The sequence below is a fragment of the Pseudomonas sp. GW101-3H06 genome (assembly GCF_059424605.1).
Genome location: NZ_JBWKZO010000001.1, coordinates 1,699,049 through 1,720,314, shown reverse-complemented (window position 1 = coordinate 1,720,314; position 21,266 = coordinate 1,699,049). Strand labels below are relative to the sequence as shown.

Annotated in this window: 19 protein-coding genes and 1 riboswitch; of the genes, 16 read left to right on the top strand and 3 right to left on the bottom strand. The window is 60.9% G+C overall.

Annotated features, from left to right (window positions below; genetic code table 11):
• Nucleotides 1–112 precede the first annotated feature (112 nt).
• From AC07ZE_RS07815 to AC07ZE_RS07795, 5 genes are read left to right on the top strand one after another with little or no spacing between them, the layout of a single operon-like run.
• On the top strand, nt 113–1,405 hold the full coding sequence (locus AC07ZE_RS07815; protein ID WP_207263001.1) for an OprD family porin: 1,293 nt from the start codon (nt 113–115) through the stop codon (nt 1,403–1,405).
• A 39-nt stretch (nt 1,406–1,444) separates the two neighbouring features.
• A complete protein-coding gene (locus AC07ZE_RS07810) occupies nt 1,445–2,425 on the top strand; it encodes a Bug family tripartite tricarboxylate transporter substrate binding protein (protein ID WP_095195470.1) in 981 nt (326 codons plus the stop codon).
• 58 nt (nt 2,426–2,483) lie between these two features.
• On the top strand, nt 2,484–2,942 hold the full coding sequence (locus AC07ZE_RS07805) for a tripartite tricarboxylate transporter TctB family protein (protein ID WP_095195469.1): 459 nt from the start codon (nt 2,484–2,486) through the stop codon (nt 2,940–2,942).
• A gap of 1 nt (nt 2,943) precedes the next feature.
• Nucleotides 2,944–4,458, top strand: a complete 1,515-nt coding sequence (locus tag AC07ZE_RS07800) for a tripartite tricarboxylate transporter permease (protein ID WP_207262999.1) — start codon at nt 2,944–2,946, stop codon at nt 4,456–4,458.
• Nucleotides 4,451–5,491, top strand: coding sequence for an AbrB family transcriptional regulator (locus AC07ZE_RS07795; RefSeq protein ID WP_207262997.1), 1,041 nt, complete (start codon nt 4,451–4,453; stop codon nt 5,489–5,491). The genes AC07ZE_RS07800 and AC07ZE_RS07795 overlap by 8 nt, the downstream gene beginning before the upstream one ends.
• Before the next feature lie 113 nt (nt 5,492–5,604).
• Here the strand turns inward: AC07ZE_RS07795 and ung are convergent, their stop codons facing one another.
• The gene (gene ung, locus AC07ZE_RS07790; RefSeq protein ID WP_207262995.1) at nt 5,605–6,297 is read right to left on the bottom strand and encodes a uracil-DNA glycosylase; all 693 of its coding nucleotides are present in this window, start codon (nt 6,295–6,297) and stop codon (nt 5,605–5,607) included.
• A gap of 132 nt (nt 6,298–6,429) precedes the next feature.
• Between ung and dspII the strand changes: the two genes are divergently transcribed.
• Entirely contained in the window at nt 6,430–7,545 is a 1,116-nt protein-coding gene (dspII, locus tag AC07ZE_RS07785) for an enoyl-CoA hydratase/isomerase DspII (protein WP_207262993.1), read from the top strand.
• 53 nt (nt 7,546–7,598) lie between these two features.
• On the opposite strand, the gene AC07ZE_RS07780 is transcribed toward dspII, so the two are convergent.
• The gene (locus AC07ZE_RS07780; RefSeq protein ID WP_207262991.1) at nt 7,599–8,048 is read right to left on the bottom strand and encodes a hypothetical protein; all 450 of its coding nucleotides are present in this window, start codon (nt 8,046–8,048) and stop codon (nt 7,599–7,601) included.
• A gap of 167 nt (nt 8,049–8,215) precedes the next feature.
• Entirely contained in the window at nt 8,216–8,461 is a 246-nt protein-coding gene (locus tag AC07ZE_RS07775; RefSeq protein ID WP_095195463.1) for a hypothetical protein, read from the bottom strand.
• A gap of 276 nt (nt 8,462–8,737) precedes the next feature.
• Nucleotides 8,738–8,838: riboswitch (guanidine-I (ykkC/yxkD leader) on the top strand.
• Nucleotides 8,839–8,899: 61 nt separating this feature from the next.
• On the opposite strand from AC07ZE_RS07775, the gene AC07ZE_RS07770 reads away from it, so the two are divergent.
• The 10 genes from AC07ZE_RS07770 (at nt 8,900) to AC07ZE_RS07725 (ending at nt 21,204) form a co-directional block, all read left to right on the top strand.
• Nucleotides 8,900–9,967: a putative urea ABC transporter substrate-binding protein gene (locus AC07ZE_RS07770; RefSeq protein ID WP_207262989.1), complete on the top strand. Its 1,068-nt coding sequence runs from the start codon at nt 8,900–8,902 to the stop codon at nt 9,965–9,967.
• A 15-nt stretch (nt 9,968–9,982) separates the two neighbouring features.
• On the top strand, nt 9,983–10,798 hold the full coding sequence (locus AC07ZE_RS07765; protein ID WP_207262987.1) for an ABC transporter permease: 816 nt from the start codon (nt 9,983–9,985) through the stop codon (nt 10,796–10,798).
• Nucleotides 10,795–11,583: an ABC transporter ATP-binding protein gene (locus tag AC07ZE_RS07760; protein ID WP_207262985.1), complete on the top strand. Its 789-nt coding sequence runs from the start codon at nt 10,795–10,797 to the stop codon at nt 11,581–11,583. The genes AC07ZE_RS07765 and AC07ZE_RS07760 overlap by 4 nt, the downstream gene beginning before the upstream one ends.
• 12 nt (nt 11,584–11,595) lie before the next feature.
• The gene (locus tag AC07ZE_RS07755) at nt 11,596–12,321 is read left to right on the top strand and encodes an urea amidolyase associated protein UAAP1 (protein ID WP_207262983.1); all 726 of its coding nucleotides are present in this window, start codon (nt 11,596–11,598) and stop codon (nt 12,319–12,321) included.
• An 11-nt stretch (nt 12,322–12,332) separates the two neighbouring features.
• Nucleotides 12,333–12,974 (top strand): urea amidolyase associated protein UAAP2, encoded by a 642-nt coding sequence (locus AC07ZE_RS07750; protein ID WP_137804641.1) that lies wholly within the window; start codon nt 12,333–12,335, stop codon nt 12,972–12,974.
• A 217-nt stretch (nt 12,975–13,191) separates the two neighbouring features.
• Nucleotides 13,192–16,827, top strand: coding sequence for an urea carboxylase (uca, locus tag AC07ZE_RS07745; RefSeq protein WP_207262981.1), 3,636 nt, complete (start codon nt 13,192–13,194; stop codon nt 16,825–16,827).
• A gap of 24 nt (nt 16,828–16,851) precedes the next feature.
• Nucleotides 16,852–18,624, top strand: coding sequence for an allophanate hydrolase (atzF, locus tag AC07ZE_RS07740; RefSeq protein ID WP_404940856.1), 1,773 nt, complete (start codon nt 16,852–16,854; stop codon nt 18,622–18,624).
• A 154-nt stretch (nt 18,625–18,778) separates the two neighbouring features.
• Nucleotides 18,779–20,272 carry a sensor domain-containing diguanylate cyclase gene (locus AC07ZE_RS07735; RefSeq protein WP_207262977.1) on the top strand — a complete coding sequence of 498 codons (1,494 nt, stop codon included), beginning with the start codon at nt 18,779–18,781 and terminating at the stop codon, nt 20,270–20,272.
• A complete protein-coding gene (locus tag AC07ZE_RS07730; protein WP_207262975.1) occupies nt 20,259–20,477 on the top strand; it encodes a cysteine-rich CWC family protein in 219 nt (72 codons plus the stop codon). Before AC07ZE_RS07735 ends, AC07ZE_RS07730 begins: the two co-directional genes overlap by 14 nt.
• 34 nt (nt 20,478–20,511) lie before the next feature.
• On the top strand, nt 20,512–21,204 hold the full coding sequence (locus AC07ZE_RS07725; protein WP_207262973.1) for a pseudouridine synthase: 693 nt from the start codon (nt 20,512–20,514) through the stop codon (nt 21,202–21,204).
• Nucleotides 21,205–21,266: the final 62 nt, after the last annotated feature.

The following is a 21,266-nucleotide window of genomic DNA, read 5'->3' as shown; positions in this document are numbered from 1 at the left end:
AGAGTCGAGTTACGGAATGTTTCAAGTTCCGTCGCTGCTGCCACACAGCGATCCGAAAAACGCCTCGAAGCGTTTTCGACAAATAAGAACAATAAAACGGAGTACGTCACCCATGCAGTCCTTGCAGACCCAGGCTTTCGTGCCTGCCCGCCTCTCCCGTTTCAGCCACACCGCCCTTGCCAGTGCCGCCGCGCTTGCCGGCTTTTCGCCAATAAGCCAGGCCGATTTCATCGAAGACAGTTCCGCCACCTTCGAAACCCGCAACATGTACTTCAACCGCGATTTTCGCGATGGCACCAGCGCCCAACAATCCAAACGTGATGAATGGGCCCAGGGGTTCATGCTCAACCTTCAATCGGGTTACACCGACGGCACCGTGGGGTTCGGGGTCGATGCGTTGGGCATGCTGGGGGTCAAGCTCGATTCCAGTCCTGATCGTACCGGGACTGGCCTGCTGCCGACCCACGATGACGGGCGCGCGGCTGACGAATACTCCAAATTGGGCTTGACCGGCAAAGTGAAAGTCTCCGCCACCGAGTTGAAAATCGGCAGCCTGATTCCGGAATTGCCGATCCTCAAGCCAAACGATGGACGCATCCTGCCGCAGACGTTTGAAGGCGGCCTGCTGACGTCCAAAGAGATCAAGAACCTGACCTTCACCGGTGGGCGCCTGGAAAAAGCCAAGGACCGCGATAGCACCGATTTCGAGGACATCGCCCTCAACAACAAGAACAGCCGCTTCGCCGGTACGGTGGCGGGCAAGCATTTTGATTTTGGCGGCGTGGACTACAAGTTCACCGACAAAATCACCGGCAGTTACCACTTCGCGCAACTCGATGAAGTCTATAACCAGCACTTCCTCGGTGTGATTGCCTCGCAGCCGTTCGGGCCGGGGACCTTCGGCACCGATTTGCGCCTGGCCATCAGTGATGACGAGGGGGCAGCCCGTGGTGGCAAGATCGACAACAAATCCCTCAATGGCCTGGTGAGTTACGCCTTGAGCGGGCATAAGTTCAGCGCCGGCTATCAGCACATGTCCGGCGACAGCGCGTTCCCCTATGTGGATGGCGCCGACCCGTACCTGGTCAACTTCGTGCAAATCAACGATTTTGCCGGCGCCGAAGAGCGCTCATGGCAGGCACGTTATGACTACGATTTCGCCAAACTCGGTGTTCCCGGCCTGAGTTTCATGAGCCGTTACTTGAGCGGTGACAACATCAAACTCAAGAACGGTGACGAAGGCAAAGAGTGGGAACGCAACACCGAGATCAAATATGTCGTGCAAAGTGGCGCCCTCAAGGACGTCGCCGTCCGCCTGCGCAATGCCACTTACCGCTCCAATTATTCTGCTCGCGATGCCGATGAAGTGCGTCTGCTGGTGAGCTATAGCGTTGCCCTTTGGTAATTCAGTACGTCCATAACAAAAACTCCCAAGGAGACTTGAATGAACCTGTCAATGCGTAAAAAAGTAGCCCTCGCCGCCAGCTGCATGTTGTTCGCCGGCCAACTGATGGCTGAACCCAAGCGCCCGGAATGCATCGCCCCGGCGTCCCCTGGCGGCGGTTTCGACTTGACCTGCAAACTGGCGCAAAGCGCGCTGGTAAATGAAAAGCTGCTCACCAAGCCGATGCGTGTGACCTACATGCCTGGTGGTGTCGGCGCGGTGGCCTACAACGCGGTGGTTGCCCAGCGCCCGGCGGATGCCGGGACCCTGGTGGCCTGGTCCAGCGGTTCGCTGTTGAACCTGGCACAAGGCAAATTTGGTCGCTTCGATGAAACCAACGTGCGCTGGCTCGCCGCCGTCGGCACCAGCTATGGCGCCATCGCGGTGAAAAGCGATTCGCCCTACAAGACCCTGGACGATCTGGTACAGGCTCTGAAGAAAGACCCGAGCAAAGTGGTGATCGGCTCCGGCGGCACTGTCGGCAGCCAGGACTGGATGCAGACCGCCCTGATTGCCAAGGCTGCCGGGATCAACCCGCGTGACCTGCGTTACGTCGCCCTTGAAGGCGGCGGTGAAATCGCCACGGCCTTGCTTGGCGGCCACATCCAGGTCGGCAGTACCGACATTTCCGACTCCATGCCGCACATCCAGAGCGGTGACATGCGCCTGCTGGCGGTGTTCTCCGACAAGCGTCTGGACGAGCCGGAAATGAAAGACATTCCAACCGCCAAAGAACAAGGCTACGACATCGTCTGGCCGGTGGTTCGCGGTTTCTACCTGGGGCCGAAAGTCAGCGACGAAGACTACGCCTGGTGGAAAGACTCCTTCGACAAGCTGCTGGCCTCCGAAGACTTCGCCAAGCTGCGCGACCAACGTGAACTGTTCCCGTTCGCCATGACCGGCCAGGAGCTGGACACCTACGTGAAGAAACAGGTCGCGGACTACAAGGTACTGGCCAAAGAGTTCGGCCTGATCCAGTGATCGTCACTGTCTAGCGGCCACGGTCCCGTTTTGCGGGGCCGTGGCACAGGAGTTCCCCATGCTCTTACAACGCATTTTTGCTTCGGTGCTGTTGCTGGCCTGCCTCAGCCTGGTGCTGATGGCCTGGCCCTATCAGGCGCCTTTTTCCTACGAACCGATCGGCCCTCGGGCTTTCCCCTTGTTGATGCTGGGGCTGATGGGCCTGGCGCTGGTGTACATGGTGTATCGCCCCTCGCCGATCAAACACACCGATGAAGATCCACCGATGGACCGCGAGACACTGACCAAGATTGGTGTCTGCGTGCTGTTGCTGCTGGTTTTCGCCGGGCTGTTCGAACCGCTGGGCTTCATTCTCAGCAGCATGCTGGTAGGCATTCCGATGGCACGCCTGTACGGCGGACGCTGGTTGCCGGGCGTGGTGATCATCAGCCTGATGAGCGTCGGCCTGTACCTGCTGTTCGACAAAGTCATGGACGTGCCACTGCCTCTGGGCCTGCTCGACGTTCTGGAGAATTGATATGGATACGCTTGGTTATTTGAGTCACGGCTTCGGCGTCGCACTGACCCCTTACAACCTGGTGACAGCGCTCAGCGGCACGTTGATCGGTACGATCGTCGGTCTGTTGCCGGGGCTGGGGCCGATCAACGGCGTGGCATTGCTGATCCCGATCGCCTTCGCCCTTGGCCTGCCGCCGGAGTCGGCGCTGATCCTGCTGGCCGCGGTGTACCTGGGTTGCGAATACGGCGGCCGGATCAGCTCGATTCTGCTGAACATTCCGGGTGAAGCGTCCACCGTGATGACCACCCTCGACGGTTATCCGATGGCCCGCCAGGGCCTGGCCGGTGTCGCGTTGTCACTGTCAGCCTGGAGCTCGTTCATCGGTGCTTTCATTGCGACCTGCGGAATGGTGGTGTTCGCGCCGATGCTGGCGAAATGGGCGATTGCCTTCGGCCCGGCGGAATACTTCGTGCTGATGGTGTTTGCGATTGTCTGCCTCGGCGGCATGGCCGGCGACCGTCCCCTGAAGACATTCATTGCCGCGCTGATCGGTCTGTTCCTGTCGACCGTCGGCATTGATGCCAACAGCGGTGTGTACCGGTTCACCGGCGATAACATTCACCTTACCGACGGCATTCAGTTCGTGGTGCTGGTGCTCGGCCTGTTCTCCATCAGCGAAATCCTGTTGCTGCTGGAAAAAACCCACCGTGGCCAGGAAGCCTTCCAGGCCACCGGCCGGATGCTGTTCAACTTCAAGGAAGCCGCTTCGGTGTTCTGGGTGAACATGCGTTGCGGGGTGCTCGGTTTCATCATGGGCGTGCTGCCGGGAGCCGGCGCGACGCTGGCCAGCGCCGTGGCCTACATGACCGAGAAACGCATCGCCGGCCCGAACGGCAAATTCGGCCAGGGTGACAAGCGCGGCCTCGCAGCCCCGGAAACCGCCATCGGTGCCGAAGCCTGCGGCGCTCTGGTGCCGATGCTGACCCTCGGCGTTCCGGGTTCGGGCACCACGGCGGTGATGATCGGCGCGTTGTCGCTGTACAACATCACGCCTGGCCCGCTGCTGTTTCAACAGCAACCGGACATCGTCTGGGGTCTGATCGCGTCGTTGTTTATCGCCAACATCATGCTGGTGATCCTCAACATTCCGATGATCCGCATCTTCACCAAGATTCTCGCCGTGCCGAACTGGGCGCTGGTGCCGATGATCGCCATCATCACCGCCATCGGCGTGTATGCGGTGCATGCCACCACCTTCGATCTGTTCCTGATGATCGGTATCGGCATCTTCGGCTACATCCTGCGCAAGCTCGACTTCCCATTGTCGCCGGTTTTGCTGGGCTTCATCCTCGGTGGTTTGATGGAGCAGAACCTGCGTCGGGCCTTGTCGATTTCCAACGGTTCGCTGGATATTCTCTGGTCGAGCGGAATCACCATGGGTGTCTGGGGGTTGATCGTGGTCATGTTGCTGGTGCCGATTGTGCGCATCTGGCGCAAACGTTCGGTTGCTCGACGCGTTATCGCCGATGTCTGATCGGACACCGTTCAAAGCCTGGTGGGGCACACCACTGGTTGGCCTGCTGGGCGGTTACCTCGCCAGCCAGATCGGCTGGCCGCTGCCATGGATGGTCGGCTCGTTGCTGGCGATCATCCTGGTGCGCTGCCTGACGCCTTGGCAACTGGCGGAAATCCCTGGCGGCCGCAAGTGCGGCCAGTGGATCGTCGGCATCGGTATTGGCCTGCACTTCACCCCGGTGGTGATGGAGCAGGTTTTGAGTCATTTCGGCCTGATCTTCTTCGGTGCGTTGGTCACCAGCCTGTCCGCCGTGGTCGGGGTCTGGCTGATGCGGCGCACCGGAGAAGACCGCGCCACGGCGTTCTTCTCCAGCATGCCCGGTGGTTCCGGGGAGATGGTCAATCTCGGCGCCCGCAACGGTGCGGTACTCAGCCGGGTCGCTGCCGGCCAGAGTTTGCGGGTGTTGGTGGTGGTGCTGTGTGTGCCGGCGGCGTTCAAATATCTGTTGGGCGACGGCACGCCGATTTCCCACGCCGGCAGCATCGATTGGCGTTGGCTGGCGATCTTGTTTCCCGCAGGCGCATTGGCCGCCTGGACCTGGGAACGTTTGCGTCAACCCAACCCATGGTTGTTCGGGCCGCTGCTGGTGAGTGCAACGGTCAGCATCGGCTGGGACCTGCATATCGGGTTGCCCGACGGCGGCAGCCAGATCGGTCAATGGCTGATCGGCAGCGGCCTGGGCTGTCACTTCAATCGGCAGTTTTTCCGTCGCGCCCCGTCGTTCATGGGCCGGACGTTGGTTGGCACGGTGTTGACCATGTTGATTGCGACCGCGGCGGCATTGGGTTTGAGTGCCCTGACCCACCTGGATTTGCGCTCGCTGACCCTGGGCATGATGCCCGGTGGCATTGCAGAGATGAGCCTGACGGCGGAAACCCTGCAACTGTCGGTGCCGCTGGTGACGGCGATGCAGGTGATGCGGTTGCTATTTGTGTTGTTTCTGGCGGAGCCGTTGTTCAGGTACTGGAACCGGCAGCCTGAGTCCTCCTGATAGACCCAGTTGCCTCCTTCGCGAGCAAGCCCGCTCCCACATTGGATTTGCGGTGTTCACAAAACCAATGTGGGAGCGGGCTTGCTCGCGAAGGGGCCATCACAGGCAACCCATCAAACCGGCGGCAACCGCCAATCGATCGGTGTCTCGCCATTCTGTTCCAGGAATTTGTTGGTCCGGCTGAAGTGCCCGCAACCGAGAAAGCCGCGATAGGCCGACAGCGGTGACGGGTGCACAGACGTCAGCACCAAATGTTTGGTGGCATCGATCAGCTTCTGCTTGCTCTGCGCATGGGCGCCCCACAGCATAAACACCAGATGCGGTTGCTGCTGGCTGACCACTTCAATGATCCGATCCGTGAAAAACTGCCAGCCCTTGTCCTTGTGCGCGTTGGCGTTGGCGCGCTCCACGGTCATGGTGGTGTTGAGCATCAGCACGCCCTGCTCGGCCCAGCTCTGCAGGTAGCCGTGGTTGGGGATGTCGATGTTCAGGTCGCGTTTCAACTCTTTATAGATGTTCACCAGCGACGGTGGCGCCGGCACGCCCGGTTGCACCGAGAAGCACAAGCCATGGGCCTGGCCCGGGCCGTGATACGGGTCCTGACCGAGGATCACCACTTTGACCTTGTCCAGCGGCGTGGAATTGAGCGCGTTGAAGATCATCGGGCCTGGTGGATAGATTTCCTTGCCGGCCGCCCGCTCCTGTTGCAGGAAATTTCGCAACTCTGCCATATAGGGCTGGTCGAATTCCGCACGCAGTGCCTCCTTCCAGCTCGGTTCGAGTTTGATACGGTCGTCAGCAGTCATGGTCATATCCGGCAAAAACAATGGGGCGAACCCTAAGAAGCCTCTCCACGCTTGTCAATTGATCTGATGCAGATCCGGCACTTTCCCACACAGCGATCATACTTAACCCTCAAATTCCCGATCGAGGTCACGATGAATCTGCACTTCGAAGAACTCACCGGCACCGATGGCGCCCGCATCGGCGTTGCCACCCTCAACGCAGAAAAGTCGCTCAACGCCCTGTCCTTGCCGATGATCAACGCCCTGCGCGACCGACTGGACGCCTGGGCCAAGGAGCCACAAATCGTCTGCGTCCTGCTGCGCGGCAACGGCGCCAAGGCCTTTTGCGCCGGCGGCGAAGTGCGCAGTCTGGTGGAGGCCTGCCGTGCCCATCCGGGTGAAGTGCCGACGCTGGCCGCGCATTTTTTCAACTCGGAATACCGCCTGGACTTCAGCCTGCACACTTACCCCAAACCGTTGATCTGCTGGGGGCACGGTTATGTGCTCGGCGGCGGCATGGGCCTGCTGCAGGGGGCGAGTATTCGCATTGTCACGCCGAGCAGTCGATTGGCGATGCCGGAGATCAGTATCGGCCTGTATCCGGACGTCGGCGCCAGTTGGTTCCTCTCGCGCCTGCCCGGCAAGCTTGGCTTGTTTCTTGGCCTGACCGGCGCCCATATGAACGGTCACGATGCGATCGACCTGGACCTGGCCGACCGCTTCCTGCTTGATGAGCAGCAGGAAGCGCTGATTGAAGGTTTGTTGCAGCTGAACTGGCAGGAGCAGACGCCGATGCAGCTCAACAGTCTGCTCAAGGCCTTGCAGCAGGAAGCCGTCGACCAGATGCCCGAAGCCCAGTGGTTACCGCGTCGCCAGCGTATCGATGAACTGCTGGATGTCAGCGATGTGCGTTGCGCCTGGAAAGCCATCAGCGGGCTACGCGATAGCACTGACCTGCTGCTCAGCCGCGCCGCGCGAACCATGAGCGAAGGCTCGCCGCTGACCGCTCATCTGGTGTGGGAACAAATCATCCGCGCCCGGCATATGTCGCTGGCGCAGGTCTTTCAAATGGAATACACCCTGAGCCTCAATTGCTGTCGGCATCCGGAGTTCAGCGAAGGTGTGCGTGCGCGATTGATCGACAAGGATCAGAAGCCTCACTGGCACTGGCCGGATGTCAACAACGTGCCGGACGCGGTGGTGGAGGCCCATTTTCATAAGGTCTGGGAAGGTCGCCACCCATTGGCGGACTTGTCGGAGTACCAATAACAACTGTGGGAGCGAGCCTGCTCGCTCCCACAGGGAGTTGCGTTTACACCGGATTAACGGTGATTACCCCGGCCGTCGTGATCGCCACGCCCATTGCGGCCGCCTCGGCGATCGTGATTGTCGTTTCGTCCGCGACGATGATCATTGTCCCAGCCGCCACGGTTGCGACCGTCCCAACCCTGGTTCTGATGTGCCCTGTAGTCCGGCCGTGACTGATAGTGACGCGGCGCGTGCTGGTAGTAGCGCGGTGCCGGTTGATAGACCCGCGGCTGATGGTAGTAGCGCGGTGTCGGCTGGTAATACCGGGCAGGCGGCGCGTAATACCGGCGCGGTGGTGTGTAATACCCGCCGTTGTAGTAGTAAGGCCCGCCACTGGAGTAATAGGCCGGGGCCGGCGATGTATAGACTTCTGAACTGTAGTAACCGGCTCCTCCATCGGAATAAGGCACGCATCCACTCAGGAACAGACCCAACACAGCAATCAGTAGAATTTGGCGATGCATAGCGGCCTCCTGGACCGCGAGTGAGCCACACCAGCGACGCTGGCAGGCGACAGTTGAAGGTTGTGCAACTGTCGAAATATCTGACATCGATTTCGGAATCTGGTGCGAGCCGGCAACAAGTTGAAACATGTCGCCGATGAAAGGTTTTTCATCTATTCACGCGCTGATTAGTGGCGTCCCCCGCGATATCCACCGCCGTAATAACGTGGCGCGTGGCCACCCCAGTAGTAATAGCGATAGCCACCGTAAAAGCGTGGGCCATGGTAGTAACGCGGGCCGTAATAGTACGAATAAGGCGAATAACCGGGATAGTAATAAGGGGCGGGATACACGACGTCGTAGCCACCGGCGTAGTAATAACAACCGGACAATCCAAGACCCAACGCAGCACCGAGCAACAGTCGTCGAAACATGGCGGCCTCCTGAAAGACCCGCAGCCGGAACAGGCCGACTGACTCCTGTTTTGACTCACAATCCCCTATCAAGTGCACCGCCAGGCCAACCTTCGGATCAGTGGCCGAGACGTCCCATTGCGGTGCGCCGGCGCACCATCACAACGCATCCACCTGGGCCCCTGCCACTGCATCTTCCACCAATGCCCCGCGCCAGAGCACTTCAGCCGACTTGGCACGGCTCTCGCTTTAGCAACAGCGTGCAGGAGTCATCACAGGTTCGCGGCACCACAATTTGCAATGGCTGACTAGGGTTCCGGCTCGCAATCGCGAGTGACTGGTCCGAGAGTTGGCGACCTCCAGTTGAGGTTACACGGCGGGACAAAAGCCCGGGAGACAAGCCACCGTTCGCGGTGCCGCGTTGCCTCCTGCTCGCCCCTGATCAACTGGAGAACCACCATGTCCCAGCTTCGTTTACCCGCCCTCTTCGCCGCTGCCTTCGCAGCCCTTGTCAGTCTCTCTTCCCAGGCCGCGCCAAAAGACCACTTCAGTGTCTGCTGGACCCTCTATGCCGGCTGGATGCCTTGGGAGTACGCCGGCAGCCAGGGCATCGTCGACAAATGGGCGAAGAAGTACGGCATCAAGATCGATGTGGTGCAGCTCAACGACTACGTCGAATCCATCAATCAGTACACCGCCGGCCAATTCGACGGTTGCACCATGACCAACATGGATGCCCTGACCATCCCGGCGGCCGGTGGCGTGGACAGCACCGCGCTGATCGTCAGCGATTTCTCCAACGGCAACGATGGCATCGTGCTCAAGGGCGAAGGCAAGACAGTCGCCGACCTCAAGGGGATGGACGTCAACCTCGTGGAGCTGTCGGTGTCCCACTACCTGCTGGCGCGAGCCCTGGATTCGGTGGACCTCACCGAGAAAGACCTGAAAGTGGTCAACACCTCTGACGCCGACATCTCGGCCGCCTTCAACACCGATCAGGTCAACGCTGTCACCACCTGGAACCCGATGCTGTCGGACATCAAGGCCAAGCCGGCGGTGACCGAAGTCTTCAACTCCAGCCAGATTCCCGGCGAAATCATGGACATGATGGTCGTCAACTCGCAGACCCTCAAAGACAACCCGGCCCTGGGTAAGGCGCTGACCGGCGCCTGGTTCGAAGTGGTCGAGTTGATGAACGCGAAAAACGCCGCCGGTAAAGCCGCCCTCGAACACATGGCCAAGGCCTCGGGCACTGACCTGGCGGGTTTCCAGGCGCAATTGGACACTACCAAATTGTTCGCCACCCCCAAGGAAGCCCTGGCGTTCAGCACCAGCAAGCAACTGCCGGAAACCATGCGCAAGGTCGCCGAGTTCTCCTTCCAGCACGGTTTGCTGGGTGAAGGCGCCAAGGACACCAGCGCAGTCGGCATGGCTTTCGCCAACGGCGTAACCAGCGGCGACAAGGGCAACCTCAAGCTGCGCTTCGATCCGAGTTACGTGCAGATGGCCGCCGACGCCAAGTTGTAAGAGGAGAACTTGGCCATGCGCCTGATCAATCGCCACCCGGACCGCCCGAGTCGCCTGTTGCTGGTGATCCTGCCGTTCGCCCTGGTGCTGTTCGCCTACTTCATGGGTTCGGCCGAGCGGCTGACGGAAAACCCCAATGACAAGCTGTTGCCCAGCGCCGTACAGATGACCGACGCGTTGAAACGCCTGGCTTTCGTGGCCGACACCCGAACCGGTGAATATGTGCTGTGGCAAGACACCGCTTCCAGCCTGCGACGCCTGGCCATTGGTCTGGGTATCAGCGCGCTGGCCGGTCTGTGCCTGGGCATGGCGGCCGGTACGTTGCCGCTGTTCGGCGCACCGTTATCGCCTTTGCTGACGGTGCTGTCGATGGTGCCGCCGCTGGCGATCCTGCCGATTCTGTTCATCGTCTTCGGTCTCGGCGAGTTGTCGAAAGTGATGCTGATCGTGATCGGCATCACCCCGGCCCTGGCCCGTGATCTGGAACAGCGCGCCCGGGAAATTCCCGTGGAGCTGCTGATCAAGGCCCAGACCCTCGGTGCTTCGACCTGGACCCTGATGCTGCGGGTGGTGCTGCCACAACTGTTGCCGCGCCTGTTGATCTCACTGCGGCTGATGCTCGGCTCGGCGTGGCTGTTCCTGATTGCCGCCGAAGCCATTGCCTCCACCGACGGCCTTGGCTACCGGATCTTTCTGGTTCGCCGTTACCTGGCCATGGACGTGATCCTGCCCTACGTGGTGTGGATCACCCTGCTCGCCTGGCTGATGGATTGGGGGCTGAAACACCTGACCCGGCGTACGTTTCCCTGGTACGAAGGAGCACGCGCATGAGCTTCATCACCGTGAAAAACGTCTGGCAGCAATACGTCGATCAAGTGGTGCTCGAAGGTTTGAACCTGAGTGTCAACGAGGGTGAGTTCTGCACCCTGGTCGGCGCCTCGGGTTGTGGCAAGTCGACCTTTCTGCGGTTATTGCTCGGCCAGGAAAAAGCCAGTCGTGGCCAGATTCTGCTCGACGGCCAACCGCTGGCCGGTGAACCGGATGCCAGCCGTGGCGTGGTGTTCCAGCGCTATTCGGTGTTCCCGCACCTGAGCGTGCTGGACAACGTCGCCCTCGGTCTGGAACTGCCGCGTTCTCCATTGTTGGGGCGTTTGTTCGGCAGCACCAAAAAAGAGGCCCGCGAACAAGCCTCGATGCTGCTGCACAAAGTCGGCCTCGGCCACTCGCTGGACAAATACCCGGCGCAACTTTCCGGTGGCATGCAGCAACGGTTGGCCATCGCCCAGGCGCTGATCATGAAGCCGCGTGTGCTGCTGCTCGACGAGCCCTTCGGCGCCCTCGATCCGGGTATCCGCAAAGACATGCACGCCTTGCTCCTGGAGCTGTGGCGCGAGACGCAACTGACCGTATTCATGGTCACCCACGACCTGTCCGAAGGTTTCAGCCTCGGCACCCGCTTGCTGGTGTTTGACAAGATCCGCGTCGACCCGCATGCCCCCGGCGCCTATGGCGCGCGCATCACCTACGACATCCCTTTGAACAGCGACCGCCGTGCCCAACGCACCGCCGTCGACGCCCTGCCGGTGCAACTGGCGGGCACGCTTCGTACCGCTTGAGAGGATTTTTCCATGACTGATTCGACCCAACTGTTCCCGCCCTTCGCCGAGGAAATGCTTCCCGGTGGCGGCCATCGTTCGTTCGTGCTCAAACGCGGCCAATTGCTGCGCCTGACGGACATCCGTGGCGGCGCCAACGTCAGCCTGACGCTGCTCAACGCCAATGAAAAAACCGAGCGTCTGAACCTGCCCGACAGTCTCAAATGCCAACACACCGCCAAGCTCACCGCCGGCCATTGCCTGTACTCGGACATGGGCCGGGTGCTGGCCGCCATCACCACCGACACCTGCGGTTGGAGCGACAGCCTCGGCGGCGTGCTCTGCGCCGAAGAAGTCGCGGACAAATACGGTGCCGGCCGCTACCAGGAACTGCGCAACGGTTTCTTCCGCAACGGTACTGACAACCTGCTGGTGGAACTGGGCAAGTGGGGATTGGGCCTGTCCGACCTGTCGATGACGCTCAATCTGTTGAGCCGGGTGAACGTCGATGAAAGCGGACGTTTCCACTTTGTCGAAGGCAACTCCAAAGCCGGTGACTACATCGAGTTGTACGCGCCAATGGATACGCTGGTGGTGCTCACTGCGCTGCAACATCCAATGGACCCGGCGCCGGAATATGCTCCCAAACCCTTGAAACTCACCTGGATGAACGCCGACGCCAGCGTCGCCGAACACTGCCGTACCTCGCGCCCGGAAAACGAGCGCGGTTTCATCAACACCGACCGTCTGTTCGCTTGAGGATTGCTGCCATGTCACTCGCTATCGCCACCGTTCACAAGCAACCGGAAACCGCGATCTACCGCGCCACCATCCCCGCCGGCGAACCCTGGCTGATGGAGGTCAAAGCCGGCCAGACCTTGCGCATCCTCGACCTGGAAGGCAACCAGGCGGTCGACACCTTGTTCTACAGCCTCGCCAATCCGAAAGAACGTTACGACGTGCAACGCACCTTGCGTCGGCAAAACAGCGTCTACCTGAGCACCGGCAGCGTGCTGTATTCCAACCTCGGCAAGCCGATGCTGACCATCGTCGCCGACACCTGCGGCCGCCACGACACCCTCGGAGGCGCCTGTGCGCAAGAGAGCAACACCGTGCGTTACGCCTTGGAAAAACGCTACATGCACAGCTGCCGCGACAACTACCTGCGCGCCTGCGTCCACGATGGCCGACTGGGCAAAGGCGACATCGGCCCGAACATTAATTTCTTCATGAACGTGCCGGTCACTGCCGACGGCGGCCTGACCTTTGAAGACGGTATTTCCGCGCCGGGCAAATACGTCGACCTGCGGGCCGAGATGGACGTGATCGTGCTGATCTCCAACTGCCCGCAACTGAACAACCCGTGCAACGCCTACAACCCGACACCTGCGGAGCTGCTGGTATGGAACTGAATCTGAGCCGTGTGCGCCGCTGGCTGTTTGCCCTGTGCCAGGCCCGTTCCGGGCAGTGCCTCAAACCTCAAGAACACCACTAAACCCTATGGGAGCAGGCTCGCTCCCACAAGGGGGCCGGGGTGTATTTGAAATGAATTGCTTTTTCCGCCAGGGACGACCCTGGCGCTCATCGAAAAACTGCGGGACGGCCCGCATCCCCTCCAGGGGTTTTGCCATGTTCGAAAAAGTCCTGATCGCCAACCGTGGCGCCATCGCCTGCCGCGTCCTGCGCACCTTGCGTGAACTGCAGGTAAAAGGCGTCGCCGTGTATTCCGAAGCCGACGCCGCCAGCCTGCACATCCTGCAAGCCGATGAGGCTCACAGTCTCGGTGAAGGCGCGGCCGCCGGTACGTATCTGGCGGTGGAAAAAATCCTCGCTATCGCCAAGTCCAGCGGCGCCACAGCGATCCATCCCGGCTACGGTTTTCTCTCGGAGAACGCTGCATTCGCCGAAGCTTGCCAAGCCGTGAATATTGCCTTCATCGGCCCGACACCTGAGCAGTTGCGCGTATTCGGCCTCAAACACACTGCCCGCGCCCTGGCCAGGCAACACGGCGTGCCGATGCTCGAAGGCACCGAACTGCTCGACAGCCTCGACGCCGCCTTGATTGCCGGCGAACAGGTCGGCTACCCGGTCATGCTCAAGAGCACCGCCGGCGGTGGCGGGATCGGCATGCGCGTGTGCCGCAACGCTGCGCAGTTGAGCGAGTCCTTCGAAGCGGTGAAGCGCCTGGGCCAGAACAACTTCAGCGACGCCGGCGTATTCATCGAGAAGTACATCCAGCGCGCCCGGCATCTGGAAGTTCAGGTGTTCGGCGACGGTCAAGGTGACGTGATCGCCCTTGGCGTGCGCGATTGTTCGGTACAACGCCGCAATCAGAAAGTCCTTGAAGAAACCCCGGCGCCGAACCTGCCCGAAGGCATGGCCGATGAGCTGTGCGCGGCGGCGATCAAACTGGCCAAAGCCGTGAATTATCGCAGTGCCGGTACCGTGGAATTCGTGTTCGACAGCGATGCCGGCCGTTTCTATTTTCTGGAAGTGAACACCCGCCTGCAGGTCGAACATGGCGTCACCGAGCAGGTGTGGGGCGTCGACCTGGTGCGCTGGATGGTGCAATTGGCCGCTGGTGCACTGCCGCCATTGAGTGAATTGAGCATGGGGTTGAAAGCCGAGGGGCATGCAATTCAGGCGCGACTGTACGCTGAAGATCCGGGGCGGGATTTCCAACCAAGTCCGGGGTTGCTCACCGCGGTGAAATTCCCTGTCGCCGATGGCAAACAATTGCGCATCGACACTTGGGTCGAAGCCGGTTGCGAGATTGCGCCGTACTTCGATCCGATGATCGCCAAGGTCATCAGCTGGGCGCCGACCCGTGAAGAAGCGCGTGACGGTCTGTATCAGGCTTTGGGCGACAGCCTGGTGTATGGCGTGGAAACCAACCGTGATTACCTGCGGCAGATTCTGCTCGATGCACCGTTCGCCAACGGCCAGCCATGGACCCGCTGCCTTGAGGGGCTGGTGTATCAAGCCAACACCTTTGAGGTCCTCAGTGCCGGTACCCAGACCAGTGTCCAGGATTATCCGGGGCGCCTAGGTTACTGGGCAGTGGGCGTGCCGCCGTCGGGACCGATGGACAGTCGCGCGCTGCGGTTGGGCAATCTTTTGCTGGGTAATGACGAAGGTTCTGCCGCGCTGGAAATCACCATGAGCGGCCCCTTGTTGCGCTTCAATTGCGATGCGGTGGTGGCGGTGACCGGGGCGGTGATCCCGCTGACGTTGAACGGTGAAACCGTCGCCATGAACACGGCATTGCTGATTCCCGCTGGCGCGACCTTGAGCCTTGGCACCATCGCCGGTGCCGGCGCACGCAGTTATCTGTGCCTGCGGGGAGGACTGCAAGTACCGGATTATCTGGGCAGCAAAAGTACCTTCACCCTCGGCCAGTTCGGCGGGCACGGCGGTCGTGCGTTGCGCGCCGGCGATGTGTTGCATTTACCGGCCTTGAACGACCGCAGTATCGACCAGCAACTGGCTGAAAATCAGATCACCGAATTGCCCGATGTGCGGCAGATCCGGGTGATCTACGGCCCACACGGTGCGCCGGAATACTTCACCGAACACTACATCGGCACCTTCTTCGCCACGCAGTGGGAAGTGCACTTCAACTCCAGCCGCACCGGCGTGCGCCTGATCGGACCGAAGCCGCAATGGGTGCGTGCCGACGGTGGCGAGGCCGGGCTGCATCCATCGAACATTCATGACAATCCGTATGCGATTGGCGCCGTGGATTTCACCGGGGACATGCCGGTGATCCTCGGCCCGGACGGCCCGAGCCTTGGCGGGTTCGTGTGTCCGGTGACAGTGATCGAGGCCGATCTGTGGCAGTTGGGGCAGCTCAAGGCTGGGGACAAAGTGCAGTTCCAACCCGTCGATCTCAAAACCGCCCGCCGTCTGGCCTTGAAATGGAATCCCCCCTGTGGGAGCGAGCCTGCTCGCGAAGAGGCCAGACCTGACACCGCATCAACTTCTTCGCGAGCAGGCTCGCTCCCACAGGGGATTGTGTCGCCTGTGGTGTTGGATATCGGTCAGGACGATACGCGGTTGGTTGCGAGGCTTTCTGGGGATACGCATTTACTTATCGAAATCGGCGCCCCCGAACTCGACCTGGTCCTGCGCTTCCGCGCCCACGCCCTCATGCAAGCGCTGGAAAGCAAGGACCTGCACGGCGTGATCGACCTGACCCCGGGCATCCGCTCATTGCAAGTGCACTACCAACCCGAGCAGCTGCCGCTGGCCGATCTGCTGGGTATCGTTGCCGGCGAATGGGACGCCGTGTGCGCCGCCAAAGACCTGCAAGTACCGTCGCGCATCGTCCACCTGCCACTGTCCTGGGACGACCCGGCGTGCCAACTGGCGATCGAAAAATACATGACCACCGTGCGCAAGGACGCCCCCTGGTGCCCGAGTAACCTGGAATTCATCCGCCGCATCAACGACCTGCCAAACCTCGATGAAGTACAGCGCACGGTGTTCGACGCCCGTTATCTGGTTATGGGCCTGGGCGATGTCTATCTGGGCGCACCGGTCGCCACCCCGCTTGATCCGCGTCATCGCCTGGTCACCACCAAGTACAACCCGGCGCGCACCTGGACCGCAGAAAACTCGGTGGGCATCGGTGGCGCCTACATGTGCGTGTACGGCATGGAAGGTCCCGGTGGTTATCAGTTCGTTGGTCGTACCTTGCAGATGTGGAACCGCTATCGCGACGTCGCGGCGTTCGATGGCAAACCCTGGCTGCTGCGCTTCTTCGACCAGATCCGTTTTTACCCGGTGAGTGCCGATGAACTGCTGCGCATTCGCCGGGATTTTCCCCTCGGGCGCTTCGAGCTGAACATCGAGCACAGTCAGTTGAACCTGGCGGATTACCAGGCGTTTCTGGCCCGGGAAGCCGAGAGCATTGGCGCGTTCCGCCAACAGCAACAAGGCGCGTTCAACGCCGAGCGCGAACGCTGGATCGCCAGCGGCCAGGCGCATTTTGACAGTGAGGAACCGGCCCCCGAGGTGAGCGAAGACGCACCGCTGGCTAACGGTCAACAGAGCATCGACAGCCACATCGCCGGCAACCTCTGGCAAGTGCAGGTGGAAACCGGCAGCCGGGTCGAGGCCGGTGACGTGCTGGTGATTCTGGAGTCGATGAAAATGGAAATTCCGCTGCTGGCGCCCATGGCTGGCGTGGTGCGGGAGATTCGCGTGCAGCCGGGCTCGGCCGTGCGCGCCGGACAGCGCGTCGTGGTGCTGGAACTCGACTGAACCCATTGTTGAAGGATGAACACCATGAATTTGCAACTTGATGCCCTGCGCTCGGCCTACCGCACCGGCGAGACCACGCCACGAAAACTGCTGTTGGCCTTGCGGGAAAAAGCCGCCGCGCTGAACCCGGACTATCACCTGTTTATCCATTTGCTCAGCGCCCTGGAACTGGAGCCGTATCTGGCCGCGCTCGATGGCCGCGACATCGACAGCCTGCCGTTGTACGGCGTGCCCTTCGCGATCAAGGACAACATTGATTTGGCGGGCATTGCGACCACGGCGGCCTGCCCGGCGTTTGCCTACATGCCGCAGCGTTCGGCAACCATCGTCGAGCAACTGCTGGCGCTGGGAGCGATTCCATTGGGCAAGACCAACCTCGACCAATTCGCTACCGGCCTCAATGGCAGTCGCTCGCCCTACGGTGCTTGCCCTAACAGTGTGTTGCCGGAGTACCCGTCGGGCGGCTCCAGCGCCGGTTCGTCACTGGCGGTGGCGCTCGGTGTGGCGAGTTTTTCCCTCGGCACCGACACGGCGGGTTCCGGACGGGTACCGGCAGCGTTGAACAATCTGGTCGGGATGAAAGCCACCAAAGGGCTGATCTCCACGGCCGGTGTCGTTCCAGCCTGTCGCACGCTGGATTGCGTGACCACCTTTACTACTACCGCTTGGGAGGCCAGTCAGTTGCTGGCACTCACCGCGCACCTCGACCCACGGGACGAATACAGCCGCGGCAATCCATTGTGGAATGACGGCTCCGCGTTCGGCACTCCTCGCCCCTTCCGGTTTGGCGTGCCACGGGCGCAGGATCTGGAATTTTTTGGCTGCACCCAGGGTCCGGTGTTGTTCGGCGAAGCGGTCGAGCAACTCAAAGCCTTGGGGGGTGAAGCCGTCGAACTTGATCTGTCGCCGTTTCTCGAAGCGGCGCGTTTGCTGTACGAAGGCCCCTGGGTGGCTGAACGCTACAGCGTGGCGGGCGAACTGATGGAGCAAAATCCCGAAGCCGTGCTGCCGGTGATTCGCGCCGTGCTGGCCAAGGCTCCGGCTGTCAGCGGCGTGCAAACTTTTCGCGCCCAGTATCGATTGCAGGCCTTGAAAGCCCTGTGTGACAAGGCGCTGCAATCTCTTGATTGCGTCGTCACGCCGACCTTCGGCCGCCCTGTCACGCTGGCAGAGCTTGCGGCTGAACCCGTGCTGCGCAATTCGGAACTGGGTTACTACACCAACTTCATGAACCTGCTCGACTACGCCGCCGTCGCCGTACCCAGTGGCTTCATGGACAACGGTTTGCCCTGGGGCGTGACGCTGTTTGGCCGGGCGTTTACCGATCAGTATCTGTTGAGCGTGGCCGACGGCTTGCAGCGCCAGCAAGGTTTGGCAGCACCTGCGCCAACAGCGGTTGCACGCAATGATCGTGCGCGGCTGGTGGTTTGCGGGGCGCATCTGGACGGGTTGGCGTTGAACTGGCAGCTCAAGCAGCGCGGCGCCCGGCTGGTCGAATCCACATACAGCTCCCCCGACTATCACCTCTACGCCCTGGCCGGCGGCCCACCCTTTCGCCCGGGCATGGTTCGGGTAAAGGAGGGTGGCGTGGCGATTGCCGTGGAAGTCTGGGAATTGCCGAGCAGCGAGTTGGGCTCGTTCCTGACCGGAATCCCGGCGCCGTTGGGGTTGGGCAAGGTGCAACTGGCGGACGGGCGCTGGGAGAGCGGGTTTATCTGTGAGGCTTACGGCTTGGAGGGTGCAGTGGATATCAGTCATTTAGGTGGATGGCGGACGTACTTGCAATCGATTCGCTGAAAACGTTCAGAAGTCGAAAACCTGTGGGAGCGAGCCTGCTCGCTCCCACAAGGCCCGGGCACAATCTACGACCATTCAAGGCGCACATAGAGCAGTTATTCCCCGCCGTTGCCACTAGAATGCTTGCCATCGGACAACTGTCAACGGAACTGCCATGCCGCTTCGATCGCCGCTGTACTCTCAACGCTCGTTGGTTCTCACGCTGGTCGCATTGCTGGGCGCAGGTTTCCTGGCCACCTCCTTCCTCAGTTACTACGCGTCGCGGGCGTCGATCCGCGACAACATCGTCAACACCGAACTGCCACTGACATCGGACACCGTCTACTCGGAAATCCAGAAAGACCTGGTCAGACCGATCCTGATTTCCTCGATGATGTCCCGCGATACCTTCATGCGTGACTGGGTGGTAAACGGCGAACGCGACACCGACCAGATGACCCGCTATCTCAATGAGGTCATGACCCACTATGGCGCCTACACCGCCTTCTTCGTTTCCAACACCAGCCTGACCTACTACCACGCCAAGGGCGTACTCAAGCAGGTCAAGGCCACTGAACCCCGCGATACCTGGTACTTCCGCGTGCGCGACATGAAAGATCCCTATGAGATCAACGTCGATCCGGATCTGGCCAACAAAGACAACCTGACCGTTTTCATCAACTACAAGGTCTATGACTACAACGACCGTTTCATTGGCGCGGCGGGTGTCGGGCTGACCGTCGATGCGGTGATCAAGCTGATCGACAAATACCAGCAGCGCTACCAGCGCAGCGTGTACTTCGTCGACACGTTCGGGCGCCTGGTGCTGACCGGTGCCGAAGGTGGTCCGGAGGGTGCACGGGCCGGGCAGACCCTTGGCGAACTCGACAGCATGAAGAACCTGGTCAGCCAGTTACCCAAGCCTCACAGCGGCAGTTACGAGTATTCCGGCGAGGGTCAAGGACATTTCCTCAACGTGCGGTTCATCCCCGAACTGAACTGGTACTTGTTCGTCGACAAGCGCGAAGACGGTGATCTCAGCGACATCCGCCGCTCGCTGTACCTTAACCTGCTGATCTGCTTGATGGTCACCCTGACCGTGCTCGCCCTGCTCAACCGGGTGATCAGGCGTTATCAGAGCAGGATTCACGCCCAGGCGACCCTCGACAGCCTGACTGAACTGCCCAACCGCCGCGGCTTCGACCTGCTCGCCGCGCAAGCCATGCACGAAGCCCAGCGCGAGCCCAAGCCTCTGACAGCATTGCTGCTGGACCTGGACCACTTCAAGGCCCTGAACGACACCTACGGCCACCTGGCCGGCGATCAGGTGCTGATCGGCTTTGCCAGGGATCTGGAGAGCTGTCTGCGCCATTCCGATATCGTCTGCCGCTGGGGCGGCGAAGAGTTCATCGTGCTACTCAAGGACACCGACGGTGAGACCGGTCTGATGATTGCCGAGAAAATTCGTCAGCATGTGGAGCAACAGCTGTATGCCTACAACGGCAGCCGCTTGCATCTGACGGTCAGCATCGGCCTGACCACCCTGCAACCCGATGACACCTTGCATACACTGCTGTCGCGGGCTGATCATGCGATGTATCGGGCCAAGCAAAGTGGCCGAAACCGTACCTGTGTGGAAAAGCCTCACTCCAGCTATGAACCAGCCTGACCTCTGCCCCGCCTGCGGCGCCCCCAACGACTGCGCCCTGGCTGACCCGCGCACCGCCGATCGGGCGTGCTGGTGCTACGGCGTCAGCATTGACCCGGCGGTACTTGAAGCGCTGCCGGCCGAACTGCGCAACGCCTCCTGTCTGTGTCCGCGCTGTGCCAAAGTCGAGGCGCAGCTGCAAGCAGCGCCCCAGCCGATCAAGTAAGATGTGCGGCCCTGTCCTCACCGATCCTTGAGCCATGCGCGTCGACCGCTTCCTCAGCAACCTGCCCCGCTTCAACCGTAAGCAGGTGCGCCTGTTGCTGGTGGAAAAGCGCGTCAGCATCGACGGAACAGTCGTCAGCGACCCCCATGCCGAAGTCCGCGAGTTCAGCCGCGTCGAAGTCGATGATGAGGTCCTGCAAGCCGGCAAGCCGCTACGTCACTTCATGCTGCACAAACCGGCCGGTTGCGTCAGCGCCACCCGTGACCCGCAGCACCCGACCGTACTCGACCTGATCCATGAACCGGACAAGGACGAACTGCACATCGCCGGTCGCCTGGACTACAACACCACCGGCCTGATGCTGATCACCAACGACGGCAGCTGGTCTCGCCGCCTGACCCAGCCGCAGACCAAACTGCCGAAGGTCTATTACGTCGAAACCGAGCAGGACATCGGCCCGGAATACGCCATCCAGTTCACGCAAGGCCTGTACTTCGCCTTCGAAGACCTCACCACCCAACCGGCCGGGCTAGAGCTGCTGGGGCCGAAATCGGCACGCCTGAGCATCGTCGAAGGTCGTTACCATCAGGTGAAGCGGATGTTCGGCCATTTCGACAACAAAGTGATGCGCCTGCACCGCGAACGCATGGGGCCGCTGGTACTCGACAGCACGTTGAAACCGGGCGAATACCGCCCACTGAGCGACGAAGAGATCCGATCGATCTAAGCCGACGACCGCTCAGCAGAAATGTGTAGAACAATTTACCAACGGCACTTGCGCAATGATGT